The sequence below is a fragment of the Ensifer adhaerens genome (genome assembly GCF_002940685.1).
Taxonomy (GTDB): domain Bacteria; phylum Pseudomonadota; class Alphaproteobacteria; order Rhizobiales; family Rhizobiaceae; genus Ensifer; species Ensifer adhaerens_E.
In genome coordinates, this window is the sequence record NZ_PNFP01000005.1 from 228427 (window position 1) to 248451 (window position 20025).

Consider the following 20025-nt stretch of genomic DNA (forward strand, 5'->3'; position numbering starts at 1 on the left):
CCGGGGCCTCCTATTCGGCCGCCTCTGCCATTTTCATGCGTTCCATATCCTCGAGCGCACGGCGGTATTCGACCGGCATGACCTTGCGGAATTTCGGCCGGTAATCCGTCCAGTGATCGAGGATCTCCTTCGCCCGGGGCGAACCCGTATGGTGAAGGTGATTGGAGATGAGCTGGTAGAGCCGCTCCTCGTCGTGGCGCGTCATGTCGCCGGAGACATCCACCATGCCCTTGTGCATGATGTCGCCGCCGTGATGGTGCAGCTTCTCCAGCATATCGTCCTCTTCCGGAACCGGCTGCAGCTCGACCATCGCCATGTTGCAGCGACGGGCGAAATCGCCCTCCTCGTCGAGCACATAGGCGACACCGCCCGACATGCCGGCCGCGAAGTTGCGGCCCGTTCCGCCGAGCACGACGACGACACCGCCGGTCATGTATTCGCAGCCGTGGTCACCCACGCCCTCGACGACCGCCACTGCGCCGGAGTTGCGTACGGCGAAGCGCTCGCCGGCGACGCCGTTGAAGTAGCACTCGCCCGAAATCGCACCGTAGAGCACGGTGTTGCCGACGATGATCGATTGCTCAGGAACGATCGTCGCGTTTTCCGGCGGCCGGACGATGATGCGTCCGCCCGAGAGACCCTTGCCGACATAGTCGTTGCCGTCACCCACGAGGTCGAAGGTGATGCCGCGGGCGAGAAACGCGCCGAAGGACTGTCCCGCCGTGCCCTTGAGGGTCACGTGGATGGTGTCGTCCTTCAGGCCCTTGTGGCCCCAGCGCTTGGCAAGCGCACCGGCAAGCATCGCACCCGCCGAGCGGTCGACGTTCTTGATCTCGGCTTCGATCTTCACCGGAGCCTTGGTCTCAAGGGCTGTGGCTGCTTCCTTGATCAGCTTGCGATCGAGAATGTCGTCGATCGGGTGCTTCTGGCGCGTGGTCCAGTAGGTCTCTTCCTTCTTTGCTTCCACCTTGTGGAAGATCTTCGAGAAGTCGAGGCCGTTCGCCTTCCAGTGCGCAAGCGCACCGTCCTTTTCGAGCAGCTCGGACGCGCCGATGATCTCGTCGAGCTTCTTGACGCCGAGCGACGCCAGGATCTCGCGCACTTCTTCGGCGACGAAGAAGAAATAGTTGATCACGTGCTCGGCCGTGCCCTTGAAGCGCTTGCGCAGCACCGGATCCTGGGTGGCGACACCGACGGGACAGGTGTTGAGGTGGCACTTGCGCATCATGATGCAGCCGGCGGCGATCAACGGTGCGGTGGCGAAGCCGAACTCGTCGGCACCGAGCAGCGCCCCGATGATGACGTCGCGGCCGGTCTTCAGGCCACCGTCGACCTGAAGGGCGACGCGCGAACGCAGACCGTTCAGCACCAGCGTCTGCTGGGTCTCGGCCAGGCCGATTTCCCATGGGCTGCCGGCGTGCTTCAGCGAGGTCAGCGGCGAGGCGCCGGTGCCGCCGTCGAAGCCGGCAACGGTGATGTGGTCGGCACGCGCCTTGGCAACGCCGGCGGCAACCGTTCCGACGCCGACTTCCGAGACGAGCTTGACCGAGACGTCCGCTTCCGGATTGACGTTCTTCAGATCGTAGATCAGCTGCGCCAGGTCTTCGATCGAATAGATGTCGTGGTGCGGCGGCGGCGAGATCAGGCCGACACCGGGCGTCGAGTGGCGGGTCTTGGCAACCGTCGCATCGACCTTGTGGCCGGGCAGCTGGCCGCCTTCGCCGGGCTTGGCGCCTTGCGCCACCTTGATCTGCAGCATGTCTGCATTGACCAGGTACTCCGTGGTCACGCCGAAGCGGCCGGACGCGATCTGCTTGATCGCCGAGCGCTCGGGGTTAACAGAGCCATCCGGCAGCGGCAGGTAGCGGTCGCTTTCCTCGCCGCCCTCGCCGGTGTTCGATTTGCCGCCGATCCGGTTCATGGCGATGGCCAGCGTCGTGTGCGCCTCGCGGCTGATCGAACCGAAGGACATGGCACCGGTCGAAAAGCGCTTGACGATATCGGCAGCCGGTTCGACCTCGTCGACCGAGATCGGCTTGCGGCCGAGAGCCTCGGCGCCTTTCACCGTGAAGAGACCACGGATGGTGTTCATGCGCAGCGCCGAGTTGTTCACCATCTCGGCGAATTCGCGGTAGCGATCCTCAGCGTTGCCGCGCACGGCATGCTGCAGCGAGGCGATCGCGTCCGGCGTCCAGGCGTGGCTTTCGCCGCGCATGCGGTAGGCATACTCGCCGCCGATATCGAGCGTGTTGGCAAGAACCGGGTCGGCACCGAAGGCTGCCTTGTGACGGGCGACGGTTTCGTCGGCGATCTCTTCGAGGCCGATACCCTCGATCGTCGTTGCCGTGCCGAAGAAGAACTGGTCGACGAGCTTCGAGGACAGGCCGACCGCGTCGAAGATCTGCGCGCCGCAATAGGACTGGTAGGTCGAGATGCCCATCTTGGACATGACCTTCAGGATGCCCTTACCGACGGCCTTGATGTAGCGGTAGACCACCTCGCTGCCGTCGACTTCCTTGGGGAAGTCGCCGCGCTTGTGCATGTCGGTCAGCGTGTCGAAGGCGAGATAGGGATTGATCGCCTCGGCGCCATAGCCAGCGAGCAGGCAGAAGTGGTGCACTTCGCGCGGTTCGCCGGATTCGAGCACGATACCGACCGAAGTGCGCAGGCCCTTGCGGATCAGGTGGTGGTGCACGGCGGCGGTTGCGAGCAGCGCGGGAATAGCCACACGGTCCGGGCCGACCTGACGGTCCGAAAGCACGATGATGTTGTAGCCGCCCTTCACCGCCGCTTCCGCGCGCTCGCAGAGGCGGTCGAGCATTTCCGGCATGCCTTCGGCACCGCGCGAAATGTCATAGGTGAAGTCGAGCGTCTTGGTGTCGAAGCGATCCTCGGTGTGACCGATGGAGCGGATCTTTTCGAGATCGCCATTGGTGAGAATCGGTTGGCGCACCTCGAGCCGCTTGGCATGCGCCATGCCTTCGTGGTCGAGGATGTTCGGGCGCGGACCGATGAAGGAGACGAGGCTCATCACCAGCTCTTCGCGGATCGGGTCGATCGGCGGGTTGGTGACCTGCGCGAAGTTCTGCTTGAAATAGGTGTAGAGCAGCTTGCGCTTGTCCGACATCGCCGAAATCGGCGTGTCGGTGCCCATCGAGCCGATCGCTTCCTGGCCGGTCGTCGCCATCGGCGACATCAGGATCTTGGTGTCTTCAAGCGTGTAGCCGAAGGCCTGCTGGCGGTCGATCAGCGACACATCGCGACGAAGTGCGCGCGGCTCCACCGGCTTCAGCTCTTCAAGGATCAGCTGGGTGTCTTCGAGCCACTTGCTGTAGGGGTGCTTTTGCGCGAGCGAGGACTTCACCTCCTCGTCGGAAATGATGCGGCCCTGCTCCATGTCGATCAAGAGCATCTTGCCCGGCTGCAGGCGCCACTTCTTGACGATCTTGTCCTCATCGACCGGAAGCACGCCGGCTTCCGACGCGAGGATGACGCGATCGTCTGAGGTGACGATATAGCGGGCCGGACGCAGACCGTTGCGGTCGAGCGTCGCGCCGATCTGGCGACCGTCGGTAAAGGCAACGGCGGCCGGTCCGTCCCACGGCTCCATCAGTGCTGCATGGTATTCGTAGAACGCCTTGCGCTCCGGCGACATCAGCTGGTTGCCAGCCCAGGCCTCCGGGATCAGCATCATGACCGCATGCGACAGCGAATAGCCGCCCTGGACCAGGAATTCGAGCGCGTTGTCGAAACAGGCGGTGTCCGACTGGCCTTCGTAAGAGATCGGCCAGAGCTTGGAGATATCCTCGCCGAAGAGCGGCGAAGACACCGACGCCTGGCGCGCCGCCATCCAGTTGACGTTGCCGCGCAGCGTGTTGATTTCGCCGTTATGCGCCACCATCCGGTAAGGGTGCGCGAGCTTCCACGACGGGAAGGTGTTGGTCGAGAAGCGCTGGTGAACGAGCGCCACCGCACTTTCGAACCGCGGATCGGACAGGTCCTTGTAGTATGCGCCGACCTGATAGGCGAGGAACATGCCCTTGTAGACGATCGTCGAGGACGACAGCGACACGGGGTAGAAGTTGCTCTCCTCGCCCTTGTATTCGTCATAGATGCGGTTGGAGATCACCTTGCGCAGAGTAAAGAGACGGCGCTCGAACTCCGGATTCGTGGCGGCATCGCGACCGGCACCGACGAAGATCTGCACATGGCGCGGCTCGGTTGCAGCGATTTCCGGCGCCTTCGACAGCGAGGAATTGTCGACCGGCACGTCGCGGTAGCCGATCAGCACCTGGCCTTCTTCGGCAACGACGTCCTTGATCACCTGCTTGAAGTGTTCGACCAGCGCATCGTCCTGCGGCATGAAGATGTGACCGACGGCATACTCGCCGGCCTTCGGCAGGGTGATGCCTTGCTTGGCCATCTCCTCGCGGAAGAAACGGTCGGGAATCTGCACGAGGATGCCCGCACCGTCGCCCATCAGCGGGTCGGCGCCGACGGCACCGCGGTGCGTCAGGTTTTCGAGCATGAAGAGGCCGTCGCGCACGATCTGGTGCGACTTCTGGCCCTTCATATGGGCGACGAAGCCGACGCCGCAGGCGTCATGTTCGTTGCGCGGATCGTAGAGCCCCTGTTTTCGCGGCAGGCCAGTCGGGAATGCGGGCGTTTTTTCAGCCGTCGCAACGCCGTGTGCGAGGTTGAGCCCAGATTGCTGTGATGGCGAATGATCCGTCATCGTTTTCCCTCCTGTTGAACCCGGCACCGCCGGGCATGGCACCGCCCGCGCATGACTCTTCGTTGCGTGCAAAGGCACGCCAAAAAGCCGGGGCACTCATCGTCTCATGATCCTGATCAGGTCGCAAATAAGCACGGCATCATCAGGCATTGATGTCTGCGACCATCCTGACGGCGGGCGATAACAACCGGATGAAATCCGGCGAATCCCCCCGCTGCGCACGCCCGGTGCCATTTTTTTAGGCACTCGCGGCGATTGTTCCGGTCCCTAGACCGAAATAGGACAGCAAACCTGTCCTATTTCATGTGCTCTATGCCAGAAACCACCCCCCTCCGCAAGAGGCATATCAGCAAATAATAGAGAAGATTTTGCCGAACATTGCCGGAAATTTCCGGCTTTTATAATTTAATTACGGCTTGCGGGCGTTTTCTTCCTTTTGGTTTCAAACTGGTCTCCGGTTGGCCCTGAGGCCGCTGACCGTGATTGATCCGGCTATAAACTCGGCTAAGGTCGGCAAAAGCCGTCGAAATGACGGTGAAACAGGGTGAGAAGTGATGATTTTTTCGTCTGATAACTGGGCTGGCGCCCATCCCGCGATTGCCGAAAGCCTGATGGCGCATGCTGGCGGTTATGCGTCCGCCTATGGCACCAGCGAGCTTGACCGGAAGGTGGAAAAGAAGTTCGCGGAAATTTTCGAAAGGGACGTCGCCGTCTTCTTCGTCGGCACAGGCACCGCGGCCAATTCGCTGGCGCTTGCGAGCGCCCATCGCGCCGGTGGCGTCGCCTTCTGCCACCGCGAGGCCCACGTGATCGCCGACGAATGCGGCGCACCGGAATTCTTCTCGCACGGCTCCAGGCTGAAGCCCGTCGACGGTCCCCGCGGCAAGATGGACGCGGTACGGCTCGAAGCCGAAATCCGCCGCTACCCGCTCGACAATGTCCACGGCGGCCAGCCGGCGGCGGTATCGCTGACCCAGGCGACGGAAAGCGGCACGGTCTATTCGCTCGCCGAAATCGAGGCGATCGCGGCCGTGGCCAAGGGACACAAGCTGCCGCTGCACATGGACGGCGCCCGCTTCGCCAATGCGCTCGTCAGCCTGGGCGCGACGCCGGCAGAAATGACCTGGAAACGCGGCGTCGATCTCGTCTCCTTCGGCGGCACGAAGAACGGCTGCTGGTGCGCCGAGGCGCTCGTGCTTTTCGATCTCTCGAAGGCGCATGAGATGCATTTCCTGCGCAAGCGTGGAGCCCAGCTCTTCTCCAAGTCGCGCTTCGTCTCTGCCCAGTTCGACGCTTACTTTGCCGGTGATCTTTGGCTGAACCTCGCCCGCCACGCCAACGCCATGGCAGCGCGCCTGGCCGAAGGGATCGCCGCATCGAAGACGAGCCGGCTTGCCTGGCAGGCCGACGCCAACGAGGTCTTCGCCATTCTGAAGAAGGACGTGACCGCAAAGCTTCGGCAACAGGGTGCCGTCTTCTACGACTGGCCGGTGCCGCACGACCTCGACGGCAAGCTCGCGGACAACGAAGGTCTCTATCGCCTGGTCACCAGTTTTGCGACGAAGGTTGACGACGTCGACCAATTCGTTGCCGGCTGCTGACCTCTACCGGCAAGGCGCATTTTCCCCGCCAGCGGCTCCCGGTCAAGCCACGGCTGCGCCAGCCGTGGCCGCTCAGCCCTGTCCTTGCAGAGTCCCTAAGTTGGCGAGGATCTCGACCGAAAGCGCCGCACTCAGCTTTCGGTCGACGCCCTTGCTCGGCACCAGCACGAATTCCACGTCTTCGAGCGGCGGCAGCCAGCCGGCCGGGATTTCCTTCAGCCCAGCGGGCACCATGCTGCGCGGCTGCACCAGCACGCCCATGCCGGCGCGGGCAGCCGCCGTCAGGCCGCTGAGGCTGCCGCAGGTGCAGACGATACGCCACGGCAGGCGGTGCCGGTCGAGCACCTCGAGCGCAACGCTGCGGGTGATGCTCGGCGGTGGAAAGGCGATCAGCGGCAGCACCTTGTCGCGCTTGATCCTTTCGGGATCGCGGGCGAGCCAGACCAGCGGTTCGCGATAGACGAGCTCTCCCCTCACGTCGCCGAGCCTGCGCTTGGCGAGCACCAGGTCGATCTCGCCGTTGTCCTGCATCTGGTAGAGCACGCCGCTGAGCGCGACGGTGAGTTCCAGATCGACCGACGGATGGGCACGCACGAAATCTTCGAGCACAGCCGGCAGCCGGCTCATGACGAAATCCTCGGAAACCCCGAGCCTCAGGCGACCTCTGAGGCTGCTTTCGGCAAACAGCGCCCTGACCTCGCCATCGATCGCCAGCATCGAGCGCGCATGGGCAAGCAGCGCCTGCCCGTCCGCGGTCAGCGAAACGCGGTGGGTGTCGCGGTCGACGAGTATGCGCCCGAGCGAGGCCTCAAGCCTTTGAATATGCTGGCTGACCGTCGATTGCCCGAGCGAAAGCTTTTCCGCCGCAAGCGTGAAGCTGCCCATCTGTTCGAGGGCGACGAAACTGCGCAACTGCACGAGATCCAACATGGCTCATCTCATTTCATGATAACTGTTATTCCTTGCATCCTGCTTCACAATGAGCGATCCCGGCAAGACGTTTGATTGACGAGCCAGTGACCCGACATGCGCCGCTACCTTCCCGATACCTTCACGATCCTGCTTCTGGCGACGGTGCTGCTCGCTTCCGTACTGCCGATCCATGGCGAGGCAACCGAATGGTTCGGATTGGCGACGAAGGTGGCTGTCGGCATGGTCTTCTTCCTTCACGGCGCGCGCCTGTCGCGCGACGTGGTGATATCAGGCATCCTGCATTGGCGCTTGCACCTGACGATCCTTGCCTCGACCTTCGTGCTCTTCCCGCTGATCGGCCTTGCGATCGGCTTCTTGCCGGAATCGATCCTGCCGCAGTCGCTCTATACCGGCATTCTGTTTCTCTGCGTGCTGCCCTCGACAGTGCAGTCGTCGATCGCCTTCACCTCCATGGCCGGTGGCAATGTGCCGGCGGCGATCTGCTCGGCGTCGGCCTCCAACATTTTCGGGATGTTCCTGACGCCGCTGCTCGTCGGGTTGCTATTTTCCGCCGGCGGCCATGGCACCGTCACGCTCGATGCGGTCAAGCAGATTCTGTTGCAGCTGCTTGCCCCCTTCGTCATCGGCCAGATGCTGCAGCCTTTGATCGGCAACTGGATCCGCGCCCGCAAGGGACTGTTGGCGCCGGTCGATCGCGGCTCGATCCTGATGGTCGTCTACCTCGCCTTCAGCCAGGCGGTCACCTCCGGCCTGTGGCAGACGTTTTCTCTGACCGATCTCGGCGTGCTCGTCGTCATCGAAATCGTCATGCTGGCTATCGTGCTCGCCGTCACCATGTACGGCAGTCGCCTGCTCGGTTTCGACAAGGCCGATGAAATTGCCATCACTTTCTGCGGCTCGAAGAAGAGCCTTGCGAGCGGCGTTCCGATGGCGAGCGCTATCTTCGCCGGCCAGAACATCGGCGCCATCGTGCTGCCGGTCATGCTCTTCCACCAGATCCAGCTGATGGCCTGCGCGGTGATCGCCCAGCGTTATGCAGCAAGGAAAGCGGCGGCTTCCGCCGTGCCGGTACCGGCCCAGCCCTGATTGATCCGACAACAAAAAACGGCGCCCGTGAAAGACGCCGTTCTTTGTGGGAGGTCTGTTTCATGCCCTGTTCGGGCGTGATGTTTAGAGGGTCTGAGCCTCGATCTGCTTCGGCTGCGATGCGACCGACGCGATCTCGATCCGACGGGGCTTGGCAGCTTCCGGAATCTCGCGGGTAAGATCGATGTGCAGCAGGCCGTTCTTCAGCGAAGCGGACTTGATCTCCACGTGATCGGCGAGCTGGAAGCGGCGCTCGAAGGCGCGCTTGGCAATGCCGCGATGGAGAAACTGGCTTTCCTCACCCTTTTCATCCGCCTTTTCGCCCTTGACCGTCAGCGTGTGCTCACGGGCCTCGATCGAAAGCTCGCTCTCGTCAAAGCCGGCAACGGCCATGGTGATGCGATAGGCGTTCTCGCCGGTGCGCTCGATGTTGTAGGGCGGATAGGTCTGAGCTTCGCCCGGCTGGCCGAGGCTGTCGAGCATGGTGAACAGGCGGTCGAAGCCAACGGTGGAGCGGTAAAGGGGAGAGAAATCGAAGTGACGCATGGTGTCCTCCTTGGAGCAACGATTTGCGATGTCTGGTCGGCCACCCCATTCTGGCAGTGGCAGGACCGGTGAACGGACCCGTCTTCGGCGCCCGTGACCCTGATTTGGGGAGGCGATTTGACGACTTCAAGACGCCCCCGCCGACGATTTTTCCGTGAACCCGACATGAACGCCGGCTTCGGCTGCCGTTCAGCCGGGCGGGACTAAAACAAAATCCTGGGCCGCAAAGCCCAGGCTGAAGTGACATGTCCCTTCCCCTTCAGCGGCCGGAAACGGTGATCGTCCGGATTTCACCCACCGTTTCCGGCTTTTTTCTTTGACGGCGAAGACCCTCCCGCCTATCCCTGATGTTATCGATCAACCCGCTCACTTGGCCGCCACGACGTCATGACCTCGATCCTCCACGCGACACCGGACAATCCGATCCCGGACAATCATGTCGCTGGCTTTTTCGATGGCGTCGGCGGCCGCAAGATCCGCTATGCGATCTTCAAGACGAAACTGCCGGTGGCGCGCGGCACCGTCGTGCTCCTGCAGGGCCGTAACGAATCGATCGAGAAATATTTCGAGACGATTGCCGACCTGACGGCCGCCGGCCTCTGGGTCGCAACCTTCGACTGGCGCGGCCAGGCGGGCTCCGAGCGGCTGTTGCCGCACGCCGGACGCGGCTATGTCGATCACTTCTCCGACTATGAACGCGACCTCAGCACCTTCCTCGAACAGATCGTGCTGCCGGATACGCGCCTGCCCTTCTCGATCGTCGCCCATTCCATGGGCGCGCTGGTGGCACTATCCCTGGCGCCGATGCTCGCAAGCCGCATCGATCGGCTTGTCGTTCTGGCGCCCTTCGTCGGCCTCGGCGGTCAGGCGCTGGGCGAAAAGAGCATCGCGACGGTCGCCACCCTCATGCGCCTGGTTGGGCTCGGCGCGCTGCCGGCGCATCCCGACAAGGGCAACCGCCCCTTCGAAAACAACGTGCTGACGGCAGATCGCCGCCGCTATACCCGCAACATTGCGCTGACCGACGCTCATCCGGAACTGAGGCTTGGCCCGCCAACGGCGCGCTGGCTGAGCGAGGCATTCCGCGCCATGCGCCGGATCATTCGTCGCGAACATCTGACGCGCATCACCCTGCCGACGATCATTCTGGCGCCGACGGCCGATCGCCTGGTGCCGCATCTTGCTGTCGAGTGGCTGGCGCGCAACTTCCGCGCCGCGCAGATGATCCCCATCGACGGCGCCCGCCACGAGTTGCTGCACGAGGCCGACCGCTATCGCGCCCAGGCCATGGCGGCGATCCTCGCCTTCGTCATCCCCGAAGAAGGCGACGCGCGCGAAACCACCGCAGCCTGAAGCAAGCGGCGCTTCGCCAATCCCTAGATGTCATCGACCTCTTCGTCCGCCGCGCGACTGCGCCGGAGGCATCAGCCCTTGAGGATTTCCAGCGCCTGTGCGTGCAGTTCGGCGTTGCCGGCAGCGATAACCTCGCCGCCCATTTCCGCCGGGCCGCCCTGCCAGTTCGTGACGATGCCGCCGGCCTGCTCGATCAGCGGGATGAGCCCGCCGACATCGTAAGGCTTCAGCCCGCATTCGATTACCAGATCGACGTGACCGGCGGCGAGAAGCGCGAACGCGTAGCAATCGCAGCCGTAGCGGAAGAGCCGGACCTTGCCTTGCAGCGTCTCGTAACGGGTCTTGAGATCGCCGGCATAGAGATGCGGCGACGTGGTGAAAAGCACCGCGTCGTCAAGCGATCGGCAGGCGCGGGTCGAAAGCACCTGTTCGCCGCCGGGGCCGCGATAGATCGATTTCGTGCCGTCGGCAAAGTAGCGTTCGCCGGTGAACGGCTGATCCATCAACCCCATGACCGCTTCGCCGTTGCGATAGAGGCCCACCAGCGTGCCCCAGACCGGCAGGCCGGAGATGAAGGCGCGGGTGCCGTCGATCGGATCGATCACCCAGACATATTCGCGATCGAGACCGACATTGCCGTGCTCTTCGCCAAGGATGCCATGGTCCGGAAAATGCGCCTCGATCAGCGCCCGGATCGCCGCCTCCGCCGACTGGTCCGCTTCCGTTACCGGATCGAAGCCGCCTTCCAGCTTGTTGACGACGCTGGTGCCGATGCGGAAGCGCGGCAGGGTTTCCGCCTTGGCGGCATCGGCAAGACGATCGAAGAAGGCGCGGTCGGGCAACATGGCGATCTCTCAAGGAAGGAACAAAGGAAGAGCTTGTTCTGCATAGCCGATATTCGGCGAAAGGCAACGAGGTCCGACGAGCGCATGTCGCGCAAGAATGCGCAGCGGTCTTGCGATAACGACGTACGACAAATCAGGAACTTAAAGCGCATGGAGCGAATCTGAAGGATCGCCGCGCGCTTTAGCCATCCGGCTCCGGACGCCGCTATTGACCGATTCAATCGGTTCAGACTGCATTTGCGCGTGAAAATCTTTTGACGCAGCGCAAAAGTTTTCAGCGCTCCAACTTGACAATTGTGCAGTGCAATATTAAGGTTTGGGTACAGTCACCTGTGACTGTAAATACCCTCCTTGGGTGTTTCCTCCCTAGACTTGACCGCGCCGTTGGCGCGGTTTTTTTTGAAGCTCCCCGACACAAGAATGCGTAGCGCCTCCAGGATGTTGCTGGACGCCATCACGCGTGAATTCGCTGGGAAAAGGCTACTCGGCAGCCAGCGGGAGGTAAGCGCCATAGTCTTCGACATGGCGTGCAAGGGACCCGATGAAGGTCGTGAGGTCAGCGACCAGCGCACCGAAACCGGGCTTGCGCACCAGCGTCGTCTCGTCGACATAGAGCGCCCGGTTGATCTCGATCTGCAGCGCATGCAGCCCGCGCGTCGGACGTCCGTAGTGCTCGGTGATGAAACCGCCCGCATAGGGCTTGTTGCGCACGACGCTGTAGCCGAGTTGCTGCAGCAGATCGACCGCGGCGCGCGACAACTCGCCGGCGGCACTGGTGCCATAGCGGTCGCCGATGATGAAGTCGGGGCGCTGGGCGCTGCCCGGCAGATGCACGTTTCCGGGCATCGAATGGCAATCGATCAGCACCGAGAGACCGAACTGAACATGGGTGCGCGCGATCAGCTTGCGCAAGGTCGCGTGGTAGGGCTTGTAGATCGTCTCGATCCGCGTCAGCGCGTCCTCGACCGGAAAACGCCGGCGATAGATTTCCATGTTCTCGGCGACGAGCCGCGGGATCGTTCCGAGACCGCCGGCGACGCGCATCGAACTGATGTTGGCATGCGGCGGCAGCGGCCCCTCGAACATGCGCGGGTCGAGCTCGTAGGGTTCGCGGTTGACGTCGAGAAAGGCGCGCGGGAAATGCGCGAGCAGCATCGGCGCGCCGAGGAACGTCGCGTTCTGGAACAGCTCGTCGACATAATGGTCTTCCGACCGGCGTATAGAAAGCGCGTCAAGTCGTGACTGGTCGAGGAAGCTCTGGGGATAGCAGCGGCCGCTATGCGGCGAATTGAACACAAAGGGAATGCGCTGGATTGGAGGTTCCAGGACCTCGAACAGTTCCCTCTCCGCGATTTCCCCCATCTGAACCCTTTTTTACCATATGCGGTTCTTGCAATTGTCATCATGTTGCCAGTTGGCCCGCTCTGTGTCCATAGTGGCCAATCACAGCATTCAGGGGAATTGACGTCCCCCGTTCACGAGATATTTACCGCGTTGCGGTTTGGATAAAACGCCGCAATCTACGCGCAATGAACTGAATAAAGAGAAGCACGGCCCAATTCATGACTGCGAAAATCCTTCTTGCCGAAGACGACAACGATATGCGCCGATTCCTGGTGAAGGCGCTGGAAAAGGCCGGCTACAAGGTCATGTCCTATGACAATGGCGCCAGCGCTTACGACCGGCTTCGCGAAGAGCCCTTCTCGCTTCTCCTGACCGACATCGTCATGCCCGAGATGGACGGCATCGAACTGGCGCGTCGCGCCACCGAACTCGATCCGGACCTCAAGGTCATGTTCATCACCGGCTTTGCCGCCGTGGCGCTGAACCCGGACAGCAAGGCGCCGAAGGATGCCAAGGTGCTGTCCAAGCCCTTCCACCTGCGCGACCTCGTCGACGAGGTCAACAAGATGCTGGCTGCTGCCTGATCACGACAGTTTTCCACAGGCGCGCCCTTCCGCGACTGTACGGAATGCGACTTCGAACCGACCGCCGCGATCCACAAGGGATCTCTGGCGGTCTTTTCGTTTCAATGCCTTAGCGCAAACCCAGGAAATCCAGGGCTTTGCCGATGTCTCATCGACGCCGTCCAATGAGGAAAATCATCGGCTCGAAATTTCTGTCAAAAAACCTTCGAAAACCCTATTGACGCGGCAACGGCTTTTGTGGTCTATGCGCCACATCGGATGGGCGTGTAGCTCAGCGGGAGAGCACTACGTTGACATCGTAGGGGTCACAAGTTCGATCCTTGTCACGCCCACCATTCGAATTCAGAAGGCCTTTCGAGAAATCGAGAGGCCTTTTTCGTTTCCTCATTTCTTTCTGGCTGCAGCAACCGAACAGCATGCTTGAAGGAGCGTCGATCGAAACGCTGCGCGCCAAGTTGCCCACAGCCGACGCTCAGACTTTGGTCCGACGGGGGCCGGCAAAGGTCCGGGGCGCATTGTCGAATCGGCTTCGCGGTGACTTGATGCCGAAGCGCCCGGAAGCACAGCCCGCCTCCTGGGTGCAACCGGTCCCAGAGCGATGCCCCGTAGCCCCAATACGCCGCTCTGGGACCCCGCCTCCTCCTCATTCTGTCGCCATCGCCGCTATCCTGGTCGCCCGGTCTCCACGGACGCGTGGGGTTGGCCTTGCTGTCACGAATATTTGTGGCTTTCGTCATGGAAGGCACGCCTTCCCGCCCTAATTTGCATCTGCAATCTCAACGCCTTGCCGCGCGCCCGGCGCAAAGCAGAGGACCCCATCAGACAGACGACGGGCAGCATTCCTCGCGTGCCTCGCAACGAGCGCGTGAGATGCCGAACCGAGCACCTCTCCATTCGAGCGAAAGGAACTGATCATGCCGGCAGTCAAGAACATCGTGCTTGTGCACGGCGCCTGGGGCGACGCCTCCCATTGGCGTCACGTCATCCCGCCGCTGCATGCCAATGGATACAGAATTGCAGCGGTACAGAACCCGCTCACCTCACTTGCCGATGACGTCGAGCGCACCCGCAAGCTTGCCGAATCGCTCGAGGGTCCGACCCTGCTCGTCGGCCACTCGTATGGTGGTGCTGTGATCAGCGGCGCCGGTCATGCGGCCAACGTCGTCGGCCTCGTCTATGTCGCAGCCTTCGCGCCGGACGAAGGCGACAGCCTCGGCAGCATCTTTGCAAGGCGCGAGCCGCCGTCCGGGGCCGCCAGCATCCGTCCTGACCAGGACGGCTTTCTCTGGCTTGCACAGGACACGTTCCGTGAGAGTTTCGGACAGGACCTGAGCGAGACCGAGGCGCTGGTGATGGCGGTCGCCCAGAAGCCGATCGCCGGGCGTTGCTTCGAAGACAAGGCAGGCGCTCCGGCCTGGAAGACGAAACCGAGCTGGTATCAGGTCTCGCGCCACGACAACATGATCCCGCCTGAAACCGAGCAATGGATGGCCGAGCGCATCAAGGCGAAGAAGATCGTCACGCTCGACGCCAGCCACGCCTCGCTTGCGTCGCATGCCAAGGAGATCGTGACGCTGATCGACGAGGCGATCGCTTCACTCGGCTGAACGTCCGAGACCACCGGATCCTGACGAGAAAAAACCCGTCGGCGCCGAGCCGACGGGACTTCCTTCTTCAGCCTCAACCGGGATGAGGCGTCAGGCGTAGGCGCCGCGACGGCGCTGCCGCATGGATCGTGGCCCGCGTGAAAACGTATCGAGATCGATCGCTGCCCCTTCCGGCGCGCGGCACACCTCTTCCGGATGCCGGTCGCTCGCCTCGACGGCGAAGTGGATCGCGGCGCTTTCGTTGGTAAAGAGACCGCCGACCAGTCCCTTGCGATCGGACACGACCCACCAACCGTGCCGGTCGCGACCGACGACGAAACGTGCGCGCGCAAGAAAACCGCGGCGGATCTGCTGCATACTGCCCATGTGGAATGGTTCCTGTTGATGATCGGAAGGGGTTAGCCGGCGATCCACGGAATGGCGGCCTGGATGCCGTAGGCAAGACCGAGCACGATCCCGAGCCGAATACCGATACCGAGAAAGGCGTCGCGAACAGCCGTCTCGCTGCCACGATGGCTTTCGGCATGCTCGCCAGTTTGTGCCCGACGGCGCAGTTCGGCCTGGGCGGCAAGGTGAGGAAGGCGTGACATCATCTGTCTCCTTTGGTGTTCAGGGAAAAATCCGGCCAGGCCTGTTCAGGGCCGGAAGGTAGGTGCAGGCCGCCGCCCGTTCAGCTCGCGAGCGAGATACGCACGCTGCGGCCGATCAGGCTTTCGCCCCTGATTTCGGTGAGCGGTTCGAGCGCTGCGCGGATCTCGGCAGCCGTTTCGGGCGCAACACCCGTCAATGGCAGCCGAACATCCGGGCTCAGCGCACGCACCAGGTGCAGCGCGTATTTGATCGGTGCCGGATTGGTCTCGCGCTCCAGCGCCACAAACAACGGCCGCAGCCGTTCGTGGATGGCGATCGCCGCCGCCACATTGCCGGTCGCAATCGCCTGATGCATCGACACCATCAGCCGCGGAACCACATTCGACGCCACCGATATGCTGCCGTGGCCACCACAGAGATTGAACGGCAGCGCCGTCTGGTCATGACCCGAGAGCTGGCGGAGCCCGGTTTTCACCGCCGCCGGAGAAGAGAGGAAACGGCCGATGTCGCCGGTTGCATCCTTGATGCCGACAATGCCCGGAAGCGCCGCCAGCCGCTCGAGTGTCCGCGGCGCCAGATCGACGCCGACGCGCGACGGAACGTTGTAGACGATGATGGGAAGGTCCACCGCCCCGGCGACCGCCTCGAAGTGGCGATAGAGCCCCTCCTGCGACGGCTTGCTGTAGTAGGGCGTAACGACGAGCGCCGCATCGGCCCCAAGCGCCTTGGCTTCTGCCGTCAGTTCGATCGTCGTCGCGGTGCTGTTGGTGCCGGTTCCGGCGATGATCGGGATCTTCCGCTCCGCCACCTCGACGCAGCGTTCGATCACCAGGGCGCGTTCCGCCCGCGACAGCGTCGGCGCTTCGCCGGTCGTGCCGCAGGCAACGAGGCCGGAGATACCATGGCGGATCTGCCATTCGACCAGCGACATCAGGCCGACGACATCGACCTTGCCGTCGCGAAACGGCGTGACGAGCGCCGTGATCGCCCCGTCGAGGCGCAGCAAATTCTTGTTCATGGAAAGTGTCCTTCAGGTGGGAAGACGGCCGCAGCGCGCAGCGGCAAGCCGGTGGCCACGGCAGGAGCGCAGGAACGCGCCAAGGATCGCCGCCGCCAGATCGGCGTGCCGCGCTTTGAAGGTGATGCGGCCTGCTCCTGGCGGCTGGTAGCGCAGTGCGCAGGTCCACAGCCCGAACTCGTGGCTGAGCGTTCGAAGGCACAGCTTCGCCTCGGTTGCGGACGTCAGGTGGATGACGGCATCGACCAACGCATCGGCAGCCATCAGGTCACGGAAGCGACGCGACGGCCATTCGCCGGGCGCGATATCCGGCAGTTCGGCGATCACCCGCACCGCCTCCCAGACATGGTGCTCACGCAGGCGGCGAACCGCCGTCAGCCGCAGGAGCAAGGCATCCAGCGCATCGTAGGCACGCTCGTCACCATCAAGCGGCTCGTGCGCTGCCGAACTGGACGGGCCGCCGAGGGTATGAACGGAAAGGCTGAAATCGTGCAAAGACATGACACTCATCCGTATTCGATGGGTGAGAAGCTACCGCCGCCCGGCGTCCGGATTCGATTCCGACTTCAGTTGCCCGGCATAAGATTTCCGTAAAGCTCCCGGATTGCCGCTGTGCAAGGTGCCGCCGCGCCGTTAGATTGGCGCCGAAAGAGACGAAAACCGCACAAAATGCAGGCGCGCGGCGTCGAAATAATCTGACGCGAAAGATGACGTGCACGCAATTTTGCGCTAGTTAGCCCCTTCGGTGGCGATCCGGGATCGCCATTTCCCGAGCAATACCCCTTGTCCGTGAAGGAACATGCCATGCCTGCCTATCGCTCACGTACCACCACCCACGGCCGCAACATGGCCGGTGCCCGCGGCCTCTGGCGCGCGACGGGCATGAAGGACAGCGATTTTGGCAAGCCGATTATTGCGGTGGTAAACTCGTTCACCCAGTTCGTGCCCGGCCACGTGCACTTGAAGGATCTCGGCCAGCTCGTGGCCCGCGAGATCGAGGCTGCCGGCGGTGTCGCCAAGGAATTCAACACGATCGCCGTCGACGACGGTATCGCCATGGGTCACGACGGCATGCTTTATTCGCTGCCGTCGCGCGAAATCATCGCCGATAGCGTCGAGTACATGGTCAATGCCCATTGCGCCGACGCCATGGTCTGCATCTCCAACTGCGACAAGATCACCCCCGGCATGCTGATGGCGGCACTTCGCCTCAACATCCCCGCCGTCTTCGTTTCCGGCGGCCCGATGGAAGCCGGCAAGGTCGTTCTGCACGGCAAGACGCACGCGCTTGATCTCGTTGACGCCATGGTCGCTGCCGCCGACGACAACGTGTCGGACGAAGACGTCAAGGTCATCGAGCGCTCCGCCTGCCCGACCTGCGGTTCCTGCTCCGGCATGTTCACCGCCAACTCGATGAACTGTCTGACCGAAGCGCTCGGCCTGTCGCTGCCCGGCAACGGCTCGACGCTCGCCACCCACGCCGACCGCAAGCGCCTGTTCGTCGAAGCCGGCCACCTGGTCGTCGACATTGCCCGCCGCTACTACGAGCAGGAAGACGAAAGCGTGCTGCCGCGTAGCGTCGCCTCGAAGCAGGCGTTCGAGAACGCCATGGCGCTCGATATCGCCATGGGCGGCTCGACCAATACCGTGCTGCACATTCTCGCCGCCGCCCACGAGGGCGAAGTCGATTTCACCATGGCCGACATCGACCGACTGTCGCGCAAGGTGCCCTGCCTGTCGAAGGTGGCGCCGGCCAAGAGCGACGTGCACATGGAAGACGTGCACCGCGCCGGCGGCATCATGTCGATCCTCGGCGAACTCGAAAAGGGCGGCCTCATCAACCGCGATTGCCCGACGGTTCACAGCGCCACGATCGGCGAGGCCATCGACCGCTGGGACATCACCCGCACGTCGAGCGAGACGGTTCGCACCTTCTTCCGCGCAGCACCGGGCGGCATCCCGACCCAGGTCGCCTTCAGCCAGGAAGCCCGCTGGGACGAACTCGACACCGACCGTGAAAAGGGCGTCATCCGCTCGGTCGAGCATCCCTTCTCCAAGGATGGCGGCCTTGCGGTTCTCAAGGGCAACATCGCCATCGACGGCTGCATCGTGAAGACCGCCGGCGTCGATGAGAGCATCCTGAAGTTCTCGGGCCCGGCCCGCGTCTTTGAAAGCCAGGATGCGTCGGTCAAGGCGATCCTCGGCAACGAGATCAAGGCCGGCGACGTCGTGGTCATCCGCTACGAAGGCCCGAAGGGCGGCCCGGGCATGCAGGAAATGCTCTATCCGACGAGCTACCTGAAATCGAAGGGTCTCGGCAAGGCCTGCGCGCTGATCACCGACGGCCGCTTCTCCGGCGGCACCTCGGGTCTTTCGATCGGCCACGTTTCACCGGAAGCGGCAAACGGCGGCACGATCGGCCTCGTGCGCGAAGGCGACATGATCGACATCGACATTCCGAACCGCACCATCAGCCTGCGCGTCGACGAGGCGGAGCTTAGCCGCCGCCGCGCCGAGCAGGACGCCAAGGGCTGGAAGCCGACCGAACAGCGCAAGCGCAAGGTGACGACGGCGCTGAAGGCCTATGCCGCCTTCGCCACCTCCGCCGACCGCGGCGCGGTGCGTGACCTCGGCGAGCACTGACCAGCTACGTTCTGGCAGCGCCCGAGCGGCGCAGAAACAACGAAGGGCTCCCGCGCGTCGGGGGCCCTTTTCTTTGATCCCGTCCTAAGGATAGGTCCGGCTTTGCCGGACAGGAACCATCTGTTATTTTAGATTACCCTAAAATCACACAGGTGGATCATGGCGGACGAGTCTGGATTGCTCGGCACCTGGAAGATGCTTTCCTGGACGCGCGAGGTCGTCGCCACTGGCGAGGTCACCGATGCCATGGGCCCTGACCCCATCGGCTATCTCTCGTATTTTCCGGACGGCCGTATGACAGCCGTGGTGGTGAAACGCGATCGGCCGCCGCTCAAAGGACTCGTACCCTCTCACGACGAAAAGGCGGCACTGTTTGATTCCATGCTCGCCTATTCCGGCTCCTATTCGCTCAAGGACGGCCGGATCATCCATCATGTCGAGGCAAGCTGGAACCCGGCCTGGGGCGTCTCCGATCTGATCCGCCCCTTTGTCCTGCAAGGAGACAAGTTGGTGATCTACGGTGCGCCGGGCGTGGACCCGGCAACCGGCGAGGAGGTCATCTACCACCTCGAGTTTCGCAAGATGTAACCAGCTTAGCTATGGGTTTTAGAGGTGGCGCGTCTCCGCCGGTGCGTGGAACCAGTTGTTGTTGCGTCCGTCCATGTATTGCACCGGCGCCTCGGCCAGAACCGCCGGGTCGAGGTCGTCGAGACAGGCGACGTTGACCGAATAATAGGCGCCCCCGATTTCCTCGATATAGCCGTGACCGAAGGCGGCGACGCCGCAGGTCCTGCAGAAGCGGTGGTGCACGCTGTTGCTGCCGAACTGGTAGTCGGCGATGTCGGCCTCGTCGCACTGCAGCCGGAAGGAATCGGGCTTCACGATCGCTCCCCAATAGCGCCGTTTCCAGCAGATCGAGCAGTTGCATTTTCCGGTGCCGGCATCGAGGTCGATATCGGCCTCATAGCGGATGTTTCCGCAATGGCAGCTTCCTTTGTAGGTCAGTTTCATAGCCGTCGCTCCTGCTTTTCGGGGCCAGCCAGGCCCATATCGCCGTCACCCGGTTGACAATGTGCTGCCAGATGAAGCCCATGCAGTGCATGTGCCACATTGACAACATATTGTCAAATAAAAGCAAG

General features: G+C 62.8%; 17 protein-coding genes and 1 tRNA gene. 8 read left to right on the forward strand and 10 right to left on the reverse strand.

Annotated elements, in window-relative coordinates; translation table 11 throughout:
• Positions 1 to 10: 10 nt before the first annotated feature.
• Positions 11 to 4735, reverse strand: a complete 4725-nt coding sequence (gltB, locus tag C1A35_RS12125) for a glutamate synthase large subunit (protein WP_104664564.1) — start codon at positions 4733 to 4735, stop codon at positions 11 to 13.
• 554 nt (positions 4736 to 5289) lie between these two features.
• Here gltB and C1A35_RS12130 point away from each other — a divergent pair.
• Positions 5290 to 6336 carry a threonine aldolase family protein gene (locus C1A35_RS12130; protein WP_104664565.1) on the forward strand — a complete coding sequence of 349 codons (1047 nt, stop codon included), beginning with the start codon at positions 5290 to 5292 and terminating at the stop codon, positions 6334 to 6336.
• 72 nt (positions 6337 to 6408) lie between these two features.
• Here the strand turns inward: C1A35_RS12130 and C1A35_RS12135 are convergent, their stop codons facing one another.
• Positions 6409 to 7266, reverse strand: coding sequence for a LysR family transcriptional regulator (locus tag C1A35_RS12135; RefSeq protein WP_104664566.1), 858 nt, complete (start codon positions 7264 to 7266; stop codon positions 6409 to 6411).
• Between the two features lie 96 nt (positions 7267 to 7362).
• Here C1A35_RS12135 and C1A35_RS12140 point away from each other — a divergent pair, with 96 nt between their 5' ends.
• Complete coding sequence (locus C1A35_RS12140; RefSeq protein WP_104664567.1) at positions 7363 to 8355, forward strand: bile acid:sodium symporter family protein; 993 nt, start codon at positions 7363 to 7365, stop codon at positions 8353 to 8355.
• Positions 8356 to 8439: 84 nt separating this feature from the next.
• Here the strand turns inward: C1A35_RS12140 and C1A35_RS12145 are convergent, their stop codons facing one another.
• Positions 8440 to 8901 carry an Hsp20 family protein gene (locus tag C1A35_RS12145; RefSeq protein ID WP_104664568.1) on the reverse strand — a complete coding sequence of 154 codons (462 nt, stop codon included), beginning with the start codon at positions 8899 to 8901 and terminating at the stop codon, positions 8440 to 8442.
• A gap of 387 nt (positions 8902 to 9288) precedes the next feature.
• Between C1A35_RS12145 and C1A35_RS12150 the strand changes: the two genes are divergently transcribed.
• Positions 9289 to 10254, forward strand: a complete 966-nt coding sequence (locus C1A35_RS12150; protein WP_104664569.1) for an alpha/beta fold hydrolase — start codon at positions 9289 to 9291, stop codon at positions 10252 to 10254.
• Positions 10255 to 10325: 71 nt separating this feature from the next.
• Here C1A35_RS12150 and hisN read toward each other — a convergent pair whose 3' ends face one another.
• On the reverse strand, positions 10326 to 11099 hold the full coding sequence (gene hisN / locus C1A35_RS12155; protein WP_104664570.1) for a histidinol-phosphatase: 774 nt from the start codon (positions 11097 to 11099) through the stop codon (positions 10326 to 10328).
• 480 nt (positions 11100 to 11579) lie between these two features.
• Positions 11580 to 12461: an N-formylglutamate amidohydrolase gene (locus C1A35_RS12160; RefSeq protein ID WP_104664571.1), complete on the reverse strand. Its 882-nt coding sequence runs from the start codon at positions 12459 to 12461 to the stop codon at positions 11580 to 11582.
• Positions 12462 to 12661: 200 nt separating this feature from the next.
• Between C1A35_RS12160 and cpdR1 the strand changes: the two genes are divergently transcribed.
• From cpdR1 to C1A35_RS12175, 3 genes are all read left to right on the forward strand, one after another.
• Positions 12662 to 13027: a response regulator CpdR1 gene (gene cpdR1 / locus C1A35_RS12165; RefSeq protein WP_034786813.1), complete on the forward strand. Its 366-nt coding sequence runs from the start codon at positions 12662 to 12664 to the stop codon at positions 13025 to 13027.
• Between the two features lie 260 nt (positions 13028 to 13287).
• Positions 13288 to 13362 (forward strand) — tRNA-Val (locus C1A35_RS12170).
• A 579-nt stretch (positions 13363 to 13941) separates the two neighbouring features.
• Positions 13942 to 14634, forward strand: coding sequence for an alpha/beta fold hydrolase (locus C1A35_RS12175; protein ID WP_104664572.1), 693 nt, complete (start codon positions 13942 to 13944; stop codon positions 14632 to 14634).
• Positions 14635 to 14724: 90 nt separating this feature from the next.
• On the opposite strand, the gene C1A35_RS12180 is transcribed toward C1A35_RS12175, so the two are convergent.
• The 4 genes from C1A35_RS12180 to C1A35_RS12195 form a co-directional block, all read right to left on the reverse strand.
• On the reverse strand, positions 14725 to 15000 hold the full coding sequence (locus C1A35_RS12180; RefSeq protein ID WP_104664573.1) for a hypothetical protein: 276 nt from the start codon (positions 14998 to 15000) through the stop codon (positions 14725 to 14727).
• Between the two features lie 32 nt (positions 15001 to 15032).
• Positions 15033 to 15227 (reverse strand): hypothetical protein, encoded by a 195-nt coding sequence (locus tag C1A35_RS12185; protein ID WP_158665055.1) that lies wholly within the window; start codon positions 15225 to 15227, stop codon positions 15033 to 15035.
• Positions 15228 to 15304: 77 nt separating this feature from the next.
• Complete coding sequence (dapA, locus tag C1A35_RS12190; protein ID WP_104664575.1) at positions 15305 to 16243, reverse strand: 4-hydroxy-tetrahydrodipicolinate synthase; 939 nt, start codon at positions 16241 to 16243, stop codon at positions 15305 to 15307.
• 12 nt (positions 16244 to 16255) lie between these two features.
• On the reverse strand, positions 16256 to 16744 hold the full coding sequence (locus C1A35_RS12195; protein ID WP_104664576.1) for a hypothetical protein: 489 nt from the start codon (positions 16742 to 16744) through the stop codon (positions 16256 to 16258).
• Between the two features lie 303 nt (positions 16745 to 17047).
• On the opposite strand from C1A35_RS12195, the gene ilvD reads away from it, so the two are divergent.
• Positions 17048 to 18886: a dihydroxy-acid dehydratase gene (gene ilvD, locus C1A35_RS12200; RefSeq protein ID WP_104664577.1), complete on the forward strand. Its 1839-nt coding sequence runs from the start codon at positions 17048 to 17050 to the stop codon at positions 18884 to 18886.
• 159 nt (positions 18887 to 19045) lie between these two features.
• Positions 19046 to 19474: a lipocalin-like domain-containing protein gene (locus C1A35_RS12205; RefSeq protein WP_104664578.1), complete on the forward strand. Its 429-nt coding sequence runs from the start codon at positions 19046 to 19048 to the stop codon at positions 19472 to 19474.
• Between the two features lie 18 nt (positions 19475 to 19492).
• Here the strand turns inward: C1A35_RS12205 and C1A35_RS12210 are convergent, their stop codons facing one another.
• Positions 19493 to 19897 carry a GFA family protein gene (locus tag C1A35_RS12210; RefSeq protein WP_104664579.1) on the reverse strand — a complete coding sequence of 135 codons (405 nt, stop codon included), beginning with the start codon at positions 19895 to 19897 and terminating at the stop codon, positions 19493 to 19495.
• Between the last annotated feature and the right edge of the window lie 128 nt (positions 19898 to 20025).

Coding starts and splice junctions, on each gene's coding strand:
- gltB (WP_104664564.1), bottom strand. CDS start 4,735: ATGACGGATCATTCGCCATCACAGCAATCTGGGCTCAACCTCGCACAC.
- C1A35_RS12130 (WP_104664565.1), top strand. CDS start 5,290: ATGATTTTTTCGTCTGATAACTGGGCTGGCGCCCATCCCGCGATTGCC.
- C1A35_RS12135 (WP_104664566.1), bottom strand. CDS start 7,266: ATGTTGGATCTCGTGCAGTTGCGCAGTTTCGTCGCCCTCGAACAGATG.
- C1A35_RS12140 (WP_104664567.1), top strand. CDS start 7,363: ATGCGCCGCTACCTTCCCGATACCTTCACGATCCTGCTTCTGGCGACG.
- C1A35_RS12145 (WP_104664568.1), bottom strand. CDS start 8,901: ATGCGTCACTTCGATTTCTCTCCCCTTTACCGCTCCACCGTTGGCTTC.
- C1A35_RS12150 (WP_104664569.1), top strand. CDS start 9,289: ATGACCTCGATCCTCCACGCGACACCGGACAATCCGATCCCGGACAAT.
- hisN (WP_104664570.1), bottom strand. CDS start 11,099: ATGTTGCCCGACCGCGCCTTCTTCGATCGTCTTGCCGATGCCGCCAAG.
- C1A35_RS12160 (WP_104664571.1), bottom strand. CDS start 12,461: ATGGGGGAAATCGCGGAGAGGGAACTGTTCGAGGTCCTGGAACCTCCA.
- cpdR1 (WP_034786813.1), top strand. CDS start 12,662: ATGACTGCGAAAATCCTTCTTGCCGAAGACGACAACGATATGCGCCGA.
- C1A35_RS12175 (WP_104664572.1), top strand. CDS start 13,942: ATGCCGGCAGTCAAGAACATCGTGCTTGTGCACGGCGCCTGGGGCGAC.
- C1A35_RS12180 (WP_104664573.1), bottom strand. CDS start 15,000: ATGGGCAGTATGCAGCAGATCCGCCGCGGTTTTCTTGCGCGCGCACGT.
- C1A35_RS12185 (WP_158665055.1), bottom strand. CDS start 15,227: ATGATGTCACGCCTTCCTCACCTTGCCGCCCAGGCCGAACTGCGCCGT.
- dapA (WP_104664575.1), bottom strand. CDS start 16,243: ATGAACAAGAATTTGCTGCGCCTCGACGGGGCGATCACGGCGCTCGTC.
- C1A35_RS12195 (WP_104664576.1), bottom strand. CDS start 16,744: ATGTCTTTGCACGATTTCAGCCTTTCCGTTCATACCCTCGGCGGCCCG.
- ilvD (WP_104664577.1), top strand. CDS start 17,048: ATGCCTGCCTATCGCTCACGTACCACCACCCACGGCCGCAACATGGCC.
- C1A35_RS12205 (WP_104664578.1), top strand. CDS start 19,046: ATGGCGGACGAGTCTGGATTGCTCGGCACCTGGAAGATGCTTTCCTGG.
- C1A35_RS12210 (WP_104664579.1), bottom strand. CDS start 19,897: ATGAAACTGACCTACAAAGGAAGCTGCCATTGCGGAAACATCCGCTAT.